14 protein-coding genes are annotated in these 16,456 nt (G+C 60.1%); 6 read left to right on the forward strand and 8 right to left on the reverse strand.

Annotated features, from left to right (window positions below):
• The 5 genes from FGF54_RS12115 (at nt 1) to FGF54_RS12135 (ending at nt 5,891) form a co-directional block, all read left to right on the forward strand.
• On the forward strand, nt 1–999 hold the full coding sequence (locus FGF54_RS12115; protein WP_003521288.1) for an ABC transporter permease: 999 nt from the start codon (nt 1–3) through the stop codon (nt 997–999).
• Nucleotides 996–2,171, forward strand: a complete 1,176-nt coding sequence (locus FGF54_RS12120) for an ABC transporter permease (RefSeq protein WP_142779796.1) — start codon at nt 996–998, stop codon at nt 2,169–2,171. Before FGF54_RS12115 ends, FGF54_RS12120 begins: the two co-directional genes overlap by 4 nt.
• A gap of 72 nt (nt 2,172–2,243) precedes the next feature.
• Entirely contained in the window at nt 2,244–3,452 is a 1,209-nt protein-coding gene (locus FGF54_RS12125) for a glycosyltransferase family protein (RefSeq protein ID WP_142779797.1), read from the forward strand.
• A 43-nt stretch (nt 3,453–3,495) separates the two neighbouring features.
• Complete coding sequence (locus FGF54_RS12130; protein WP_168208079.1) at nt 3,496–4,743, forward strand: glycosyltransferase family 4 protein; 1,248 nt, start codon at nt 3,496–3,498, stop codon at nt 4,741–4,743.
• Nucleotides 4,740–5,891: a glycosyltransferase family protein gene (locus tag FGF54_RS12135; protein WP_142779798.1), complete on the forward strand. Its 1,152-nt coding sequence runs from the start codon at nt 4,740–4,742 to the stop codon at nt 5,889–5,891. Before FGF54_RS12130 ends, FGF54_RS12135 begins: the two co-directional genes overlap by 4 nt.
• Here the strand turns inward: FGF54_RS12135 and FGF54_RS12140 are convergent.
• From FGF54_RS12140 to FGF54_RS12165, 6 genes are all read right to left on the reverse strand, one after another.
• Entirely contained in the window at nt 5,857–6,597 is a 741-nt protein-coding gene (locus FGF54_RS12140) for a copper homeostasis protein CutC (protein WP_142779799.1), read from the reverse strand. The genes FGF54_RS12135 and FGF54_RS12140 overlap by 35 nt on opposite strands.
• A 26-nt stretch (nt 6,598–6,623) precedes the next feature.
• On the reverse strand, nt 6,624–7,829 hold the full coding sequence (locus tag FGF54_RS12145; RefSeq protein ID WP_080856809.1) for an MFS transporter: 1,206 nt from the start codon (nt 7,827–7,829) through the stop codon (nt 6,624–6,626).
• A 62-nt stretch (nt 7,830–7,891) separates the two neighbouring features.
• Nucleotides 7,892–9,325 (reverse strand): M81 family metallopeptidase, encoded by a 1,434-nt coding sequence (locus FGF54_RS12150; RefSeq protein WP_142779800.1) that lies wholly within the window; start codon nt 9,323–9,325, stop codon nt 7,892–7,894.
• Nucleotides 9,326–9,337: 12 nt separating this feature from the next.
• Nucleotides 9,338–11,257: a beta-N-acetylhexosaminidase gene (locus tag FGF54_RS12155; RefSeq protein ID WP_142779801.1), complete on the reverse strand. Its 1,920-nt coding sequence runs from the start codon at nt 11,255–11,257 to the stop codon at nt 9,338–9,340.
• A gap of 44 nt (nt 11,258–11,301) precedes the next feature.
• On the reverse strand, nt 11,302–12,084 hold the full coding sequence (locus tag FGF54_RS12160) for an SDR family oxidoreductase (RefSeq protein WP_142779802.1): 783 nt from the start codon (nt 12,082–12,084) through the stop codon (nt 11,302–11,304).
• Nucleotides 12,085–12,166: 82 nt separating this feature from the next.
• Entirely contained in the window at nt 12,167–13,030 is an 864-nt protein-coding gene (locus tag FGF54_RS12165; RefSeq protein ID WP_065656977.1) for a MurR/RpiR family transcriptional regulator, read from the reverse strand.
• A 243-nt stretch (nt 13,031–13,273) separates the two neighbouring features.
• On the opposite strand from FGF54_RS12165, the gene FGF54_RS12170 reads away from it, so the two are divergent.
• Entirely contained in the window at nt 13,274–13,759 is a 486-nt protein-coding gene (locus FGF54_RS12170) for a hypothetical protein (protein WP_142779803.1), read from the forward strand.
• A gap of 152 nt (nt 13,760–13,911) precedes the next feature.
• Here the strand turns inward: FGF54_RS12170 and FGF54_RS12175 are convergent, their stop codons facing one another.
• Together FGF54_RS12175 and FGF54_RS12180 are read right to left on the reverse strand one after the other, a co-directional pair.
• Nucleotides 13,912–15,024, reverse strand: coding sequence for an ABC transporter ATP-binding protein (locus FGF54_RS12175; RefSeq protein ID WP_142779804.1), 1,113 nt, complete (start codon nt 15,022–15,024; stop codon nt 13,912–13,914).
• 187 nt (nt 15,025–15,211) lie between these two features.
• Entirely contained in the window at nt 15,212–16,444 is a 1,233-nt protein-coding gene (locus FGF54_RS12180) for an ABC transporter substrate-binding protein (RefSeq protein ID WP_078052400.1), read from the reverse strand.
• Nucleotides 16,445–16,456 lie beyond the last annotated feature (12 nt).

The following is a 16,456-nucleotide window of genomic DNA, read 5'->3' on the forward strand; positions in this document are numbered from 1 at the left end:
ATGCTGCGGTATATTCTAAAGCGCATCCTCGTCATGATCCCGACACTGATCCTGATCTCGATGCTGGTCTTCACCATCATCGAATTGCCGCCGGGCGATTATTTCGAAAGCTATGTCGCCGAGCTGCGCGCCATGGGCGAGACGGCGAACCTTGCCGAAATCGAGGAGCTGCGTGTCCGCTACGGTTTCGACCAGCCAGCCCCGATCCGCTATTTCCGCTGGGCGACCGGTATGCTGGTTGGCGATTTCGGTTATTCCTTCGAATATCAGCTGCCGGTCAGCGATGTGGTGGGAGACCGCCTGTGGCTGACGGTTCTGGTCTCCTTCGTCACCATCATCGTCACCTGGCTTATCGCCTTCCCGATCGGCATCTACTCCGCCACGCATAAATACAGCTGGGGCGATTACGGGCTCACCTTTCTCGGCCTGCTCGGCATCGCCATTCCCAACTTCATGCTGGCGCTGATCCTGATGTATTTCGCCAATATCTGGTTCGGCATCTCCATCGGCCATTTGATGGATCGGGAATATCTGAACCAGGCGATGAGCTGGGCGAAGTTCAAGTCGATCCTCGAACATATCTGGATTCCCGTCCTCATCATCGGAACGGCGGGCACGGCCGGCATGATCCGCCGCCTGCGCGCCAACCTGCTTGATGAATTGCAGAAACAATATGTGGTCACCGCCCGCGCCAAGGGGCTGCACCCCTTCAAGGTGCTCACCAAATATCCGCTGCGCATGGCGCTGAATTTCTTCATCTCGGACATCGGCTCGATCCTGCCCGCCATCATCTCCGGCGCGGAAATCACCGCCGTCGTGCTGTCGCTCGAAACCACCGGTCCCATGCTCATCAGGGCGTTGCAGAGCCAGGATATGTATCTCGCCGGTTCGTTCCTGATGTTCCTCGCATTCCTGACGGTGATCGGCGTTCTGGTGTCGGATATCGCCCTTGCCATACTCGATCCGCGAATCCGCTTCGGAGGTGGTAACGTCAAATGACTTCATCCATTCCGAACCCCGGCGAAGCGCTGCCCCATTATGTCTCGACCGCGCCCTTCGACCCGTCGCTGATCGAACCCAACACGTCAGGAATGGCGGCCTTCAGCAAGGCCTCACAGCTCCGCCTCATGTGGTGGCAGTTCCGTCAGCACAAGATCGCGGTGTGGTCCGGCGCCTTTCTGGTGGTGCTTTATCTTTCGATCCTGATCTGCGAGTTCCTCGCACCCTATAATCTCCACACCCGCAATATCGAACATATCTACGCCCCGCCGCAGGCCATTCACCTGTTCAATGACGGAAAATTTGTCGGCCCCTTCGTTTATGGCCGGGAAATGACGCTCGACATGGACAATCTGAGACGGGTCTACCGGGATGTGCCGACGGATATCCAGCCGCTGCGTTTCTTCTGCAAGGGCGATACCTATCGCTTCTGGGGCATGTTCGAGGGCAGAACCCATCTCGTCTGCCCGGCGGAGGGTGGTGAATTGTTCCTGCTCGGCACGGATCGTCTCGGCCGTGACGTGCTGTCCCGCATCATCTATGGCGCACGCATTTCGCTGACCATCGGCCTTCTCGGCGTCGCCATGAGCTTCGTTCTCGGCATTGTGATCGGCGGTCTGGCGGGTTATCGCGGCGGCACATTCGATCTGATCGTGCAGCGCATCATCGAGGTCCTGCAATCCATCCCGAGCATTCCGCTGTGGCTGGCGCTTGCGGCGATCATGCCGGTGACCTGGAGCCCCATCCTCGTCTATCTTGGCATCACCATCATTCTCGGCATGCTGGACTGGACGGGCCTTGCGCGCGCCGTGCGCTCGAAACTTCTGGCGCTTCGCGAAGAAGACTATGTTTTGTCTGCACAATTAATGGGTGCCAGCACGCCGCGCATCATCGGCAGACACCTTATTCCCGGCTTCATGTCACACTTGATCGCATCGGCCACGCTGACGATCCCCGGCATGATTCTCGGCGAAACCGCGCTGAGCTTCCTCGGCCTCGGTCTCAGGCCACCGATCACAAGTTGGGGAATTCTGCTCACGGAAGCGCGCAGCGTCAGCGTCATTGCGCTATATCCATGGCTTCTCATCCCGACGATCCCGGTCGTTCTCGTCATTCTGGCCTTTAATTTCTTCGGCGACGGACTACGTGATGCTGCGGATCCCTTCAGATAAAATGGAACACCCTTTGATAAACTGCCCTTCAGCCATCGCCTTTTTTGTGAAAGGCAAAAAGAGGTGTGGCCCATGACCTCTCGTTTGAACGACGCGCGTATCCTGATGTACAGCCACGATTCCTTCGGGCTCGGGCATCTGCGGCGGTGTCGCACCATCGCGCATGCTCTGGTGGAGGATTATCGCGGCCTCAACGTCCTCATCATTTCAGGCGCGACGATTGCCGGCGCCTTCGATTACCGCGCCCGCGTCGATTTCGTGAAAATCCCGAGCGTCATCAAGCTGCGTAACGGCGAATATACGTCCATGGACAGGCATATCGATCTTCAGGAAACGCTGAAGATGCGCCGCTCCATTATCTTCCACACCGCCGAAAGCTTCCAGCCGGATATCTTCATCGTCGACAAGGAGCCCATGGGCCTTCGCGGTGAGGTGGAGGAAACGCTTGCCTATCTCAAGGGTCAGGGAACCAAGCTGGTCATCGGCCTGCGCGATGTCATGGATGCGCCGCAACTGCTCGAAGCGGAGTGGAAGCGCAACAATGTCATGACCAAGATCGGCCAGTTCTATGACCACGTCTGGATTTATGGCCCACCCGATTTCCACGATCCGCTGACGGGGCTCGACGTTCCGCACACCGTTCGCGACAAGATGGATTTCGTCGGTTTCCTGCAACGGTCCAAGACGCAGGCCGAAACCGTATCGCATCGGCCGGACGGCGATTACCTTCTCATCACCACCGGCGGCGGCGGCGATGGCAGCGAATTGATCGACGACGTCATCAACGCCTATCGCCATGACAGCGAATTGACTCACAAGGCGCTTGTGGTGCTCGGCCCCTATATGCCGGCAGATCAGCGCCAGCGCTTCATGAGCAGCGTTGCCGATATTCCGCATATCGAGATCATCGAATTCGACAACCGCATGGAAGACCTCGTCGCCGGCGCACAGGCCGTCGTGTCGATGGGCGGCTATAATACCGTCTGCGAGATATTGTCCTTCGACAAGCCCGCCCTCGTCGTGCCGCGCACGGTGCCGAGGGAAGAGCAGCTTATCCGCGCCAGCCGCGCCTCGGAACTTGGCCTTTTCGACATGCTTCTGCCGGAAGATGCCGAGAACCCCGCCAAGATGGCGGCGGCTCTCAAAGCGCTGCCGAACCGCGCACCGCCTTCCGTCAATGCACGCGGACTGAAGCTGGACGGTCTGGAAAACATATCGCGCCGGATAGCCGAATGGCTGCCGCCCGAGGGCGAAAAGGCGCCAATCCCGCTGACCGCGTGACCTGCTCCCCGATAACCACCACTTTAAAAGAGACACGCGCAACGTGACCGATACAAAAAAAATCGTGGTGCTCCTCAAGGGCTATCCGCGCCTGTCGGAGACTTTCATCGCCCAGGAACTTCTGGGGCTGGAGAAAGCCGGACTGCAACTCGAACTCATGTCCATGCGCCGACCGACGGATAAAAAACGCCACCCTGTTCACGATGAAATTCGAGCACCCGTCACCTACCTGCCGGAATATCTGCATGAAGAACCGCTGCGCGTTCTAAAGGCATTGTGGGCGTGCCGAAAAAAGCCGGGCTTCACCAAGGCACTCCGCCGCTTTTTCAGCGATCTGCCGCATGATCTCAGCCGCAACCGCTTCCGCCGTTTCGGGCAGGCCGCCGTCCTTTCGCATGAATGGCCAGCGGATGCCGAATGGCTGCATGTCCATTTCATCCACACGCCCGCCTCGGTCGCCGCCTATACCCACCTCATTACCGGCACGCCCTGGACGATTTCGGCCCACGCCAAGGACATCTGGACCTCGAACGACCGCGACCTTGCCGCCAAGCTGCAAAGCGCCCGCTGGGCGGTGACCTGCACTGCCGGCGGCTTCCAGCATCTGCAGACCCTTTCCGGGGCCAGGCAGAATGTGCATCTGAGTTATCATGGCCTCGATCTCACCCGTTTCCCGCATTTCGACACGCCACGACCGGCAAGAGACGGTTCAGATGCCGATGATCCGGTAAGGATTTTGAGCGTCGGCCGGGCGGTCAAGAAAAAGGGCATCGATATTCTCCTGCGTGCGCTCGCCTCGCTGCCGCAGGATATCCACTGGCGCTTCACCCATATCGGCGGCGGCGATGAACTGGCCTCCCTGAAGAAACTCGCTGACGAACTCGGCGTCGCCGACAGGATCGTCTGGACTGGCGCCATGGACCAGAAGCAGGTGCTGGAGAACTACCGGGAAGCGGACCTCTTCGCCCTTGCCTGCCGCATCACCAGCGATGGCGACCGCGACGGCCTGCCAAATGTGCTGGTCGAGGCCGCGAGCCAGGCGCTGACCTGCATCTCCACCAATATTTCCGGCATTCCGGAGTTCTTCGTCAGCGGTGAAAACGGCCTGCTGACGGAACCGGAAAATCCGGCCGCCTTCGCAGAGGCCCTGCGCACGGCCATCACCGATCCGCAATTGCGCCAGCGTCTTGGCAGTGCCGCCGAAAACCGTGTGCGCACCGCGTTCGACCATCGCACCAGCATTGTCGAGCTGAAGGCGCTATTCGAGACCGAGTGGGAAAAAACGCCATGACCGATACGGAAAAACGCCCCTGCGTCTTCTTCTACGTCCAGCACCTTCTCGGCATCGGCCATATCGCCCGCGCCAGCCGCATTGCCAACGCCCTTCAGGCGAACCGTTTCGATGTCGTGCTGGTCACGGGCGGCACGCCGGTTCCGGGCTTTCCGGGCGAGGGCATCCGCCATGTCGAATTGCCGCCCATCGCCGTCAGCGACGGCAGCTTTGCCGGCCTGGTCGACAGCTCCGGCAAACCGGTGGATGACGACTTCAAGAGGCTGAGAACCGACATGCTGATCGGCGCCTATCACGGCGCAAAACCCGATATCGTTATCATCGAGGCGTTCCCCTTCGGTCGCAGGCAGGTGCGTTTCGAATTGTTGCCGCTTCTCGATGAGATAGAAGACAGCGAACCGCGCCCGCTCGTCATGGCGTCGCTGCGCGACATCTTGCAGGAAAAGACCAAACCGGGCCGGGACGAAGAGACCGTTTCACTGGTGAAGAAACATTTCGATGCGGTGCTCGTCCATGGCGATCCGGATTTCGCCCGACTGGAAGACACCTTTCCGCTTGCCGGCGAGATCAGCCAGCGCATCGTCTATACCGGCCTCGTCGCCCCCCTTCCACCGCCGGAACCGGCGGAAAAATTCGATATCGTGGTTTCCGCAGGCGGCGGCGCCGTTGGGGCCGCACTCATACGGGCTGCTCTCGAGGCTGCCCCCCTCTTGGGTAGCATCAAGAGTTGGTGCCTCGTGACCGGTCCCAACATGCCGCAGGCGGATTTCGATGCGATCTCAGCGCGGGCGGCGGGCAATGTGTCCGTCTTCCGTTTCCGCAAGGATTTCGCAAGTTTGCTCGCCGGCGCACGGCTTTCGATTTCACAGGCCGGTTACAACACCGTCTGCGATATTCTTCAGGCAAAATGCCGCTCGCTTCTGATCCCCTTCGCAGCCGGAGGCGAAACCGAACAGAGCGCCCGCGCCGAACGGCTGGCGCGGCTGGGGCTGGCGCATGTGCTGGAGGAGAAGGATATTTCGGCGCAAGCGATGGCCGATGCCATCAAGGCCGCATTGTCCCTGCCGGCGCCCGGCACGATCACACTCGATCTCGATGGCGCGACCGGAACGGCTAGAGCGCTACGCCGTCTCTACGATGAGCGGTGAGGATCGTCTTCAACTCGCGAACCGCCGCCTCATCGGTAACCTTGCGCCCTGCGCCGGTGAAACCGAGCTTCGCCACCCTGCTTTCCGGATTATAGGATGGAACCGCGGAACAGGATGCGTGGATTTCCGTGATCGGAAAGCGATCCAGCAAGGTCTGGACGCTCTGAGGACGTACCCCGGCGCCAGGCATGATGACGATCCGGCCTGCGGCCATCTCGGACAGGTTGGCCAGAGCCTCAATCCCTTCAAGCGCCGAACGCGCCCCGCCTGAGGTGAGAATTCTTGGGAACCCCAATGCGATGGCGGCTTCCAGCGCCTCTTCCATGTCAGGCACGACATCGAAAGCCCGGTGCAGCGTGACATCCAGCCCGTCGGCATGACTGCGCAGTTCTTCAAGCAAGCCGATATCGAGCGAACCGTCGCCACGCGATGCGCCGAGCACCACGCCGGAAAGGCCGGCGGCACGCGCCGCGTCGATATCGCGTTTCATCACGTCCGCTTCGTCGCGTGTGAAGACGAAATCACCGGCGCGCGGCCTGATCATGACGCTCACTGGTAACCCACAGGACGCAGCACGCTGCATGAAACCCGCCGATGGCGTTACACCGCCGCCCGACAGCGCCGCGCAGAGCTCGATCCGATCGGCCCCGCCGCTGACCGCCGCTTCCAGACCGGCGACATCGTCCACGCAAATTTCGAGAATCATCGTAACCTCTTTCATTTGAGTGGCCGTTACCTGCGGCGGCCCTTTCCATCAAGCGCGTAAAGCATATAAACGCCGCCGAGCCCTACGATCGCCCCCAATATGGAGGTTCCCGAATAGCTGGAGACCAGGGTTCCAACGGCAAAAATCAACGCACCCAGACCAGCGCCGAGGAAGATATTGACCGCAATCAGCGAGCTTCCGAGTCCCGGCCGGTCCGCGATCAGTTCCTGCAAGTAGGTAATTGGAATGCTGATGATCGCGGCGGCGCCCAGCGCACTGATGACCGTTTGGGCGTAGATATGCCACGGCGCTGAAGCAAGCCCCTGCAAAATGAGATAGATGGCGTAAAGCCCCGCTCCCGCCGCAAGTGTCAGCGTCTGCGGAACCTTCTTCTCGATCCAGCCCCACAGGAGAATGAAGACGATTTCCAGCGCAGCGACGATACCCGCGACAATGCCGATATCCGCCACCGTGCCCCTCGCCTGTCCGGTTATGATGAGCGAGCGCACGGAATCGTTGAGATGCAGCATTGAGCAGATGAGCGCGATGGCGATGATCCGGAGCAGCACCCGCCGCGATCCGATTTCCGCAAGCGAGGCGCGCAGGCCGAACCGCGCTTCGGTATTTGCCGATGCCGGCGTGGCGGCCCGCGGCAGGCAGAAGGCGACGAGCAGAAAGCAGACAAGCGCGCAGATGCCCGAAAACAGGAATGCCATCAGCATATTGCCGGAATTCACCAGAAAAACACCGACAATGCCCGGCACCAGCACCCAGGAAAGCGAGATGGTTGCCCGCATGATCGAATTCACCGCGATCATCTCACCCGTCGAAAGGTTGCGCGCGTCGGCGCGCACATGGGCGAAGATCAATGAATTCATCGCTCCGAAAATCGGCAGAAGCACAAGCTTCGCGGCAACGAAGGCGGTAGCGTTGCCGGCCAGATAGACCAGCAGATAACCGCTGACGCCAAAGAGCGCGATATAGAGCATTGGCTTGCGATATTCGCCCAGCCTGTCTGCGACAATGCCCATCAACACGCTGGCGCTCACATTGATGACGGCGGCAAATAGCATCAACAGCGAATAGACGCTGTTGCTCAGCCCGATTTCGCGAATGCCGATGACCGCCTGATAGGGGGCGGTCGCCGCATTCGAAAACCCGAAGAACAGGATGGCGAGCGCCCCGATGCGGATCGACGGATTGTTGATGACGATGGAAAGAGCCGACGGCATGGATATTCGCCTGAGATGATCCGGCACCGCCGGATCGCTGGGTAAAAGCTACCGAACCGCTGTCATCGCCAGCGGGCCGAAAGGATGGGCTGAGGGGTATAATCGAAATGCGGCTTCCATGGGTAAAAATCGCCGTCCCGGCGGCGATTGGGAAGATTTTCGATATCCTGATTGATGACCCCTTCCGTCAGCGCCATGAGGTTGGGATTGGCGATAGGCGCAAGCTCCGGTGAAAGATAACCGGACTTGACGACCAGCAGCCGCACCTCCTTTGGATTAAAGCCGAGACGGGTGAAATCGGAAATCATGTGATAGGGCCTGCGCCGCGCCGCCAGAATGACCGTGATGCCGCCGATGGCGACCACCGCCTGCCGCTGGTCAGCAGCACCTGGATCGTCCAGTTTCACAACACGGGCTTCGACGGTGACGGACGGGCTCTGCGGATCGAGGCTGCCGCCGATCTTCAGGGAAAGCGCGGCACCTTCGCCGACCGCAAAACAGGCTTCGACCGCCGGCCTGTCGGTGATGCCGCCCAGCAGCGTACCCTGCCAGTTACGGGCAATCAGCGCAGCCAGAACATCGGCACGATCGCCAACCCCGCCGCCGGTCGGGTTATCGCCGGAGTCGGCCAAGATGATCGGCCGCGTTGCCGTGTTTTCGGCGATATCCAGAATGACCTCGAGCGGCTCGGTCACGGGCCCGAAACGAAAATCCTGCCGGGCATTCCAGTAGGATTGCGCGATCTCGGTCGCGACCGCCTGTGCGGCCGCTTTGTCCGTTCCCGTCACCACGGCGCAGGCCGTCGCCCGGGGTTCGTCCGCCCAGACGTAGCCGATCATGAAATTCGCATCCCAAATGCCGGGCCGCGCATCGTGATCCGGCAGAACGGCATAAAGGCTTTTGGTGGGTTCGTCTTCCGTGGAGGTCTTCTCACCCGGCAGCAGAACCGGAATTTTCACCCAAGCGACGCCGGGCTTTTCGCCCGTCTTCAGGGCCTTCAGTAGCATCGTCCACGCCCGCACCATCGTCTCGCGCACATCGATATGCGGTGCAGTTCGATAGCCGGCAAATATGTCGAGCTGATCGATGATCGTCTGGCTGACATTGCCATGCAGATCATAGCTCGCAGAGACCACGACATCCGGCCCGACGACGGCGCGGGCGCTTGAAATCCAGTCACCTTCCGCGTCGTCCATACCTTCGACATTCATCGCGCCGTGCATGGCGAGATAAAGCCCGTCCAGCGGCAGGCAGGCCTTAAGGCGTTCGAGAAACTCCGCCTTGAACGCCTCATAGGCCACGCGCGACACCGGGCCGCCCGGCACCGCCCGCGCATGCAGAAGCGGCAACACGTCCGCCCCGCCCTCGCCGAGGAAATTGAAATACTCGGCCTCCAGCAGTTCCGCGCCGCGAAAGACGCGGAAGTCCTGCTCGCCCATCAGCACCGGCGAATAGGTGCTGCATTCGGTATGAATTCCACCCACGGCAATACGCATGTCGGTTTCCCCTCAATAAACCGGGTTCAAGGGGACGATGGCCGCAAAACGCAGCCAGTCCTTTTGCGCCTTTGGCGTCCACGCCGCCTCGGCAATCGCCGGCAGACGGGGGAAAACCAGATGGTTGAAATAGGCGCGATTGAGGAAATGTTCGGACCAGATGCAGGCCTGAACGCCCTTCATCCGCTCCTTCAACTCATCGGGAAATTCGCCGACAGCCTCATAGGCATAAGTATGCGAAGGCGGAACGGTGCCGGCCCAGCTTGCGCCCGGCTCCTGCCATGCTTCATCCTGCACCATGTCGAGATAATAGGCCTGACCCGGCGTCATCACCACGTCATAGCCCTGCTTTGCAAGCTCAAGCCCGACTTCCGGCTTCTGCCACGCCATCAGCAACGTTCCAGCGGGATCGACGCCGCCGCCATGGGAAACCTCGTCCCAGCCGGCAAGCTGGCGGCCGCGCTCATGCAGCATCCCCTGAATGCGCTTCATGAAATAGGACTGGATGCCAAAGGTGCCGTCGAGCCCTTCCTTTTCCATCAGCGCCTTGGCAAGCGGCGAGGCCAGCCACGACCCATCCGCAACCTCATCGCCGCCAATATGGATCAGCCGCGACGGGAAAAGCTCCACCATCTCGTCGAATATCTTGCCGAGGAATTCATAGGTCGGCTCGATGGCCGGGTTGAGCGCATTGTTCGGATATCCCTGCACAGAGCGGTAGCTGTCCGGCGCCTCCTGCCCGTCCGTCAGCTCCGGATAGGCCACGAGAGCCGCCGTGCTATGGCCGGGAATATCGACTTCCGGCACGATTTCGACGTTCAATGCCGCCGCATGCGCGACGACCATGCGCACCTCATCCTGCGTGTAGTAGCCCGACACCGGCTCAGCCCCGTTACCGAGCTGCGGCAGAAGCGGCGCATCCGGGCCGCGCGTGGCGCCAACAGTGGTCAGCAACGGATAGGCCTTGATTTCGAGCCGCCATGCCTCGTCATCCGTCAGGTGCCAATGGAAGCGGTTCATGCGCAGCCATGCGAGAATATCGATAAGCCGCAGGACGTCGCCTGTCGGATAGAATTGCCGGGAGACATCGAGATGGCAGCCGCGCCAGCTATACCGCGGCGCATCGCTGATGGTGCCGGAGGCCGGGAAGCGGAATTGAGGATCGATGCGCGCGCCATGCAGCAGCTGCGCCAGAACCGTCAGGCCATATTGCAGACCGGCAGCGGCCGAATATTCCACGACCACCGCTTCTTTTGAAAAAGTAAGGCGATAACCTTCTGCTTCCAGCCCGCTATGCCGCTTGAAACGAAGCGGTTTTCCCTCATGGACCGGCGCAAGACTGAAGGGCACGTGTCCGACGGCAAAGAGCCGGCGGAACAGCGAAAGCACGGTTTCCACCGCAAGCACTTCTTCTGCGCCCGCATCTTCCGCCGGGAAGAGCGCGACGGGAAAACCCTCGCCCGGTTCGGCATCGATTTCAGCGGGCCAGGGCTGAATGGAAAAGGGCAGATCGAGCTTGCCTTCGGGAAGCAGCACCGGTGCCGGCTCGCTGTGACGCCCATCCAGCATCAGGTCACCGACATCGACAGCGCGATGCGTTCCGTCGGCAAGGCTGACATAGGCGGATTTCGCGCCATCCGTGCGATGTCGAGCCGGCCGCAGCAGGCCATCGACGGTGAAGCACCAGGATTTCCCCGGCTCGAGCACGAAGCCCGCCGGCGGTGCAAACTCATGGAAATTGGCGTTGCGGCGCAGGTAAACGGCATTGTCGCAAGCGGGCTTGTCTACCGTCCGCGTCAACGACGTGTAGACGATGCGAAAATCCTTCAGCGGCTCGCGGGAAAGATTGACCAGAGTAAAGGTAAAACCGCCCGCGGCGGAATCTTTGAGCGGATGCCAGGAATTTTCGAGACGATAATGTGCGAGCGCCATGATGCTCCCCTTTATTGCGCATTGAGCCCTCAGAAGGGCTTCGGTCAGTAATGTTCGGATTGCGAGAAGGTCCGGGCCAGCGGCGCCTGCCCCGCCGTCAGTCCGCAATCGACCGGCAGGCACACGCCGCTGATCGCCTCCGCCTGTGGGCCGGCCAGAAAGGCGACGGCGTTGGCCACATCTTCGGGCCTCACGATGCGTTGCAGCGGATACCAGTGCTTCGCCTCTTCGAAGACCTGAGGATTGGCGGCGGCCCGCGCCTCCCATGCCTGGGTGCGCACGGTGCCCGGCGCAACGGCATTGGAACGGATGCCGAATTTGCCGTATTCCACGGCGATCAGCTTGGTCAGATGGATCAACCCGGCCTTCGCCGCGCTATAGGCCGGATGGCCGAACACCGCCATGCCGTTCACGGACGTGATATTGACCACCGACCCCTGGGTCCGCTTCAACGCCTCTTCGAAAGCCCTGAAGCAGAGAAACGGCGCTTCCAGATTGAGGGCATTGTCCCTGCGCCATATATCGGCGGTCGTGTCGTGCAGGCTGACCGCTCTTGCCGCACCCGCATTGTTGACGAGGGTAACAACATCGCCCAGCTCCGCGACCTCGGCGGCCAGCCTTGCAAGGTCCTGCGGATCGGTGACATCGCAGGTTTTCGCAACGAAGCGGGGACTGGAAAGCAGGGATAGCGCGCTCGAAAGGGCGTCGGGATCGATATCGACCAACACGACCTTTGCATGGCTTTCAGCGAGCGCCGTGGCAATTGCCCGGCCAATATCACCTGCCGCGCCGGTAACGACGGCGAGCTGGTCTTTCCTGTCCTTCATCTCCTACAACTCCCTTGAAGCTTTCCGACCCGCCACAAAGCGGGTCTCAGGCAAAGCAGCCTGTGTTTTTCGTCAGCCCGCCTCAGTCACCGAGCAATTGCTTGTCATCCGGGTCACGATGTTCCACGAGTTGCTGCTTGATGTGACGCAACGTCACCATCGATCGTTGCCGTTGATGATAGGCAGCAAGCGTCGCCAGAACATCGACGGCGGCCAGATAGGCGTAGCGCGATGAAGTGGGGCGGAAGATATTGTTTCCTTCGGGCACATTGACCGCCACCACCATGTCGGCGGCCGCGGCAACAGGCGTGTCGCTCTGGGTAAGCGCAATGGTGGTGACCCCCATTTCCCGCGCCAGCCTGAAACATTTCACCAGTTCCATGTTGCGGCCGGAAAAGGACGAACCGATGATGACATCTTCCTTGCGCGCCGCAGCCGTCATCATCAGCTGCATGCTGTGATCGGCACTGGTCGAAACACGCAGGCCCAGGCGGAACAGCCGGTTCTGAATTTCCGAAGCGATCATCGAGGAATTGCCGCCTGCGCCGAAGGCATAGATCATGCCGCTATTGGCGATCCTGATCGCCGCTTCATCGGCAAGGGCGGGATCGAGCGTCCTGTGCAACAGGAAAAGCGCTTCCTGCGCCTTGGCGAGCACCTCTTCCGCCACATCCGAGGGACCCGTGCTGGAGGGTTCGGAGGTGAGGTATCGAATACCCACATAGGCCGTCTTGGCGAGGCTGACCTTGAAATCCGAAAAGCTCTGGCACCCCAGCCGACGGCAGAACCGCGTCACGGTCGGCGGCGACACTTCGGCGCGGGCCGCCAGCTCGATGATCGAGGCATTGACGGCGAATTCGAAGTCCGAAACCAGAATATCGGCAATCCGCCGCTCCGACTGCGAGAATTGCCCCCTGTCTTCCTGTATTTTTGCGAAAATATCCATGTTCACCGGTCTCCGTTCCGCCAAAACTTAAGGCTTGGCCCCGTTTCCGATGCACCCTAAGAAAGCGCGCCCGTCAACCGCATAGATCCATGAATCGAGGATGTTTCGTCTAGCTGACGACACCGCGCACACCTTTGATTTGAAAATTATTTTCTCTGTTGATTGGGAGATGAGCATATGCCAACAATCAACACCAGAGAAATCTCCAAATCTTGAAAATAATTTCAATAATGGACCCAAACCATGCGTGATCCCTTCAAAAACCCCTTTCCCAAAACAGACATCGCCCGCCATTCCATCTGGGAGATGCTGGTAACGCGGGACATCGACGCGTTCCTTGCCGCCGACTGGTCGAAGGTCGCGGATGATTTCGTTGAGGACGGCTTTCTCGGCATCAACGCCAACCGGGATGCGAACCCGGACAATTGGCGCCTGTCGTTTCCTTCGCTCAGCGCCTATCGCGACGAGTGGCTGCGGCAGGCGCAGGATTTTCAAACCCAGCAATTCGCAGAGGATCCGCGCGATGCGATCTTTGCGACCACCACGCTGGAAGAAATCGAAGTGGAAGGTGAGACCGCGCTGGTGCGCAAGAAGTTCGACGGTGGGCTTCGCAAGGCCGATGGCAGCTTTGACGTCATGAAATGGCAGACGCTCTATTATTGCCGACTGCATCAGGGACGCTGGAAGATCAGCGGTTTCACCGGCTACATGCCCAACCCCATGCCGTGATCCGGCGGACATCTGGAAAAGCTTTGCACGCCGGGCCGAAAGCCCGGCGTTGTTTTTTCGTCTGGAAGGGGCGGAAAAATGCTGCCGGAGACGGATCGCGTCAGGAACAGCCGGGCATGGAAAAACAGATAACATGGCCCGGCTCCTGCGCCTTATTGGATCAGCTTGAGGACTGAAAGATCGACGCGCCGCTCCAGCGCAATGCCGCTTTCGTCAAACAGATGGCAATCCGATGCCTTGATACCGGTGACGATGGGCTCATCCACAACCACAGGTGCGGAGCCGGAAAGCAGCGCGCAATAATTCTCACCCGTCGGCGCGACGCCATAGGCGATGGTATTGACCCCGAGCCGCTCGATCACGCTGGGCGCGACCGTGACATTGAGGTCGGCCGTTTCGAGGCCGGTATGTTCCGGGCGGATGCCGAGCGTCAGCTGCGTGCCTTCAAGACCGGCGCGGGGCTCCACCGGCACGGTGATCGTCTGGCCCTCATATTCCACCGTCACACCCTCGGCGCTGACGGATTTACAGGTGACCTTCAGGAAATTCATTTTCGGGTTGCCGATGAATCCTGCCACGAAGAGATTAGCCGGCTTGTGATAAAGCTCAAGCGGCGCGCCGACCTGGGCGATTTCGCCGGCATTCAGCACCACGATGCGGTCGGCCATGGTCATGGCTTCCACCTGATCGTGGGTGACATAGATCATCGTCGCCTTCAGCGTCCGGTGAAGATTGGTGAGTTCGATGCGCATATCGGCGCGAAGTGCTGCATCGAGGTTGGAAAGCGGCTCGTCGAACAGGAATATCTTCGGCTCGCGAACGATGGCGCGGCCGATCGCCACGCGCTGGCGCTGGCCGCCGGACAACATGCCGGGGCGCTGCTGCAGACGCTGATCGAGCTGGAGAATCTTGGCGACGCCCTCGACCTTCTGCTTGATCTTGTCCTCCTCCATCTTCTCGACGCGCAGCGGAAAAGCGATGTTTTCAAAAACCGTCATGTGCGGGTAGAGCGCATAGGACTGGAAAACCATGGCGATGCCGCGTTTGACCGGCGGCAAGTCGTTGACCTTCACGCCATTGATGACGACATCGCCACCGGAAATATCCTCAAGGCCGGCGATCATGCGCAGCAATGTGGATTTGCCGCATCCCGAGGGGCCGACAAAAACGACGAACTCGCCATCCCTGATGTCGAGCTGAACGCCCTTGATGACTTCGAAATGTCCATAGTTCTTGCGGACGTTGTTGAGATAAAGCTGACCCAAGACTTGCCTCTCCCGTCAGCGGCCGACATCTGGCCACGTTCAGAGATGTTCCGAAACAGGGGCAAAGCCACACCGTATCGGAACCGTTGAAAACAGGGGAAAGAGCATCCCGGAAGACGCAAGGCATTCCCACGGCGAAACTTGCCGGATGCGGACGGCCAGCGCCCGCATCCGTGCTCATGAAAGATTATTTATACTGCTCGAGAGCCGAAGCCGCTTTCTTCGCGGCATCTTCCGGTGTTGCCTTGCCAGTGACGACAGACTGCACCATTTCGATCATCGTGTCCTGGAAGCCCTTGTAGTCCGTGAAGAGCGGCTCGGGACCACCATAGGCGATACCGTCGATCAGCGGCTTCCAGAAGGGATCCTTGGCGATGAATTCATCGACCTTCGGCGACGGACGCAGCGGGGTGAGGCCCGCGCCGCCCTGCAGTTCGTATTCGCCCTGCGGGCCGGGGGAGGTGATGAATTTGGCGAATTCGGTCGCCTTTTCTTCCACGCCGGTTCCCTTAAAGATCGCAAGGCTGTCGGTGATGAGCAGCGTGCCGGGACCCTTTGCTTCAGGGCCGAGCGGCAGCGTGGCGATGCCCCAGTTGATCTTGGTTTCCTGCAGGCGCGTGGCGGCGCCCGAACCGGCCTGGATCATGCCGACCTTGCCATCGAGGAAGATGGCGCGGATTTCGTTCTGCTCATAAGCCGTCGGGCCTTCGACGGAATAGGGCGTGATGTCCTTATAGGCCTTCAACGCTGCAACAACCTGCGGGCTGTCGACGGTGATCTTGTCGCCGTCGATCACCTTGCCGTTGTTGGTGTAAACCCAGTGCATGAACTGGTGCATGGTATTGTCGAAGGTCTTGGCCGGCAGGCCGTAACCGGCGATGCCCGTCTTTTCCTTGATCTGCTTGGCAAACGCGATCTCTTCGGCCCAGGTCTTCGGCGGCGTTTCCGGATCGAGACCCGCCTGCTTGAAAAGGTCCTTGTTCCAGTAAAGCGCCTTGGTCGAGAAGGCGACCGGCACGCCCCACTGCGTGTCCTCGAAGGTCACGGTGTCAACGATGTTGGGGTAGTAGCTCTTCTTTTCGTCTTCAGTCATCGGCACCGGAACGATGAGATCGTTCTGCGCGAACTGCTTCAGCGTGCGCGAACCGACATAGGCCATGGCGACCGGGGTGCCGGCGGCAGCGAGCGTTGTAGCCTTGTCCTGGCACTGCTCCCAGCCGACGACCTCAGGCACGACCTTGAAGCCTGCGTTCTTGCCTTCCCATTCCTTGATGTATTTTTCATGGATGGGATCCATCTTGTCGCCGCAATAGATCCAGCTGATCTCCTTGTCGGCGGCATGCGCCGTCACCGTCGTAAGGGCGGTGGAACCGGCAAATGCGAAAGCGCATAGCGCCAATCCGTAATGTTTCAGTGCCATAGGTAGTCTCCC

The organism is Agrobacterium sp. T29 (assembly GCF_006970545.1).
GTDB classification, from domain to species: Bacteria; Pseudomonadota; Alphaproteobacteria; order Rhizobiales; family Rhizobiaceae; genus Agrobacterium; species Agrobacterium leguminum.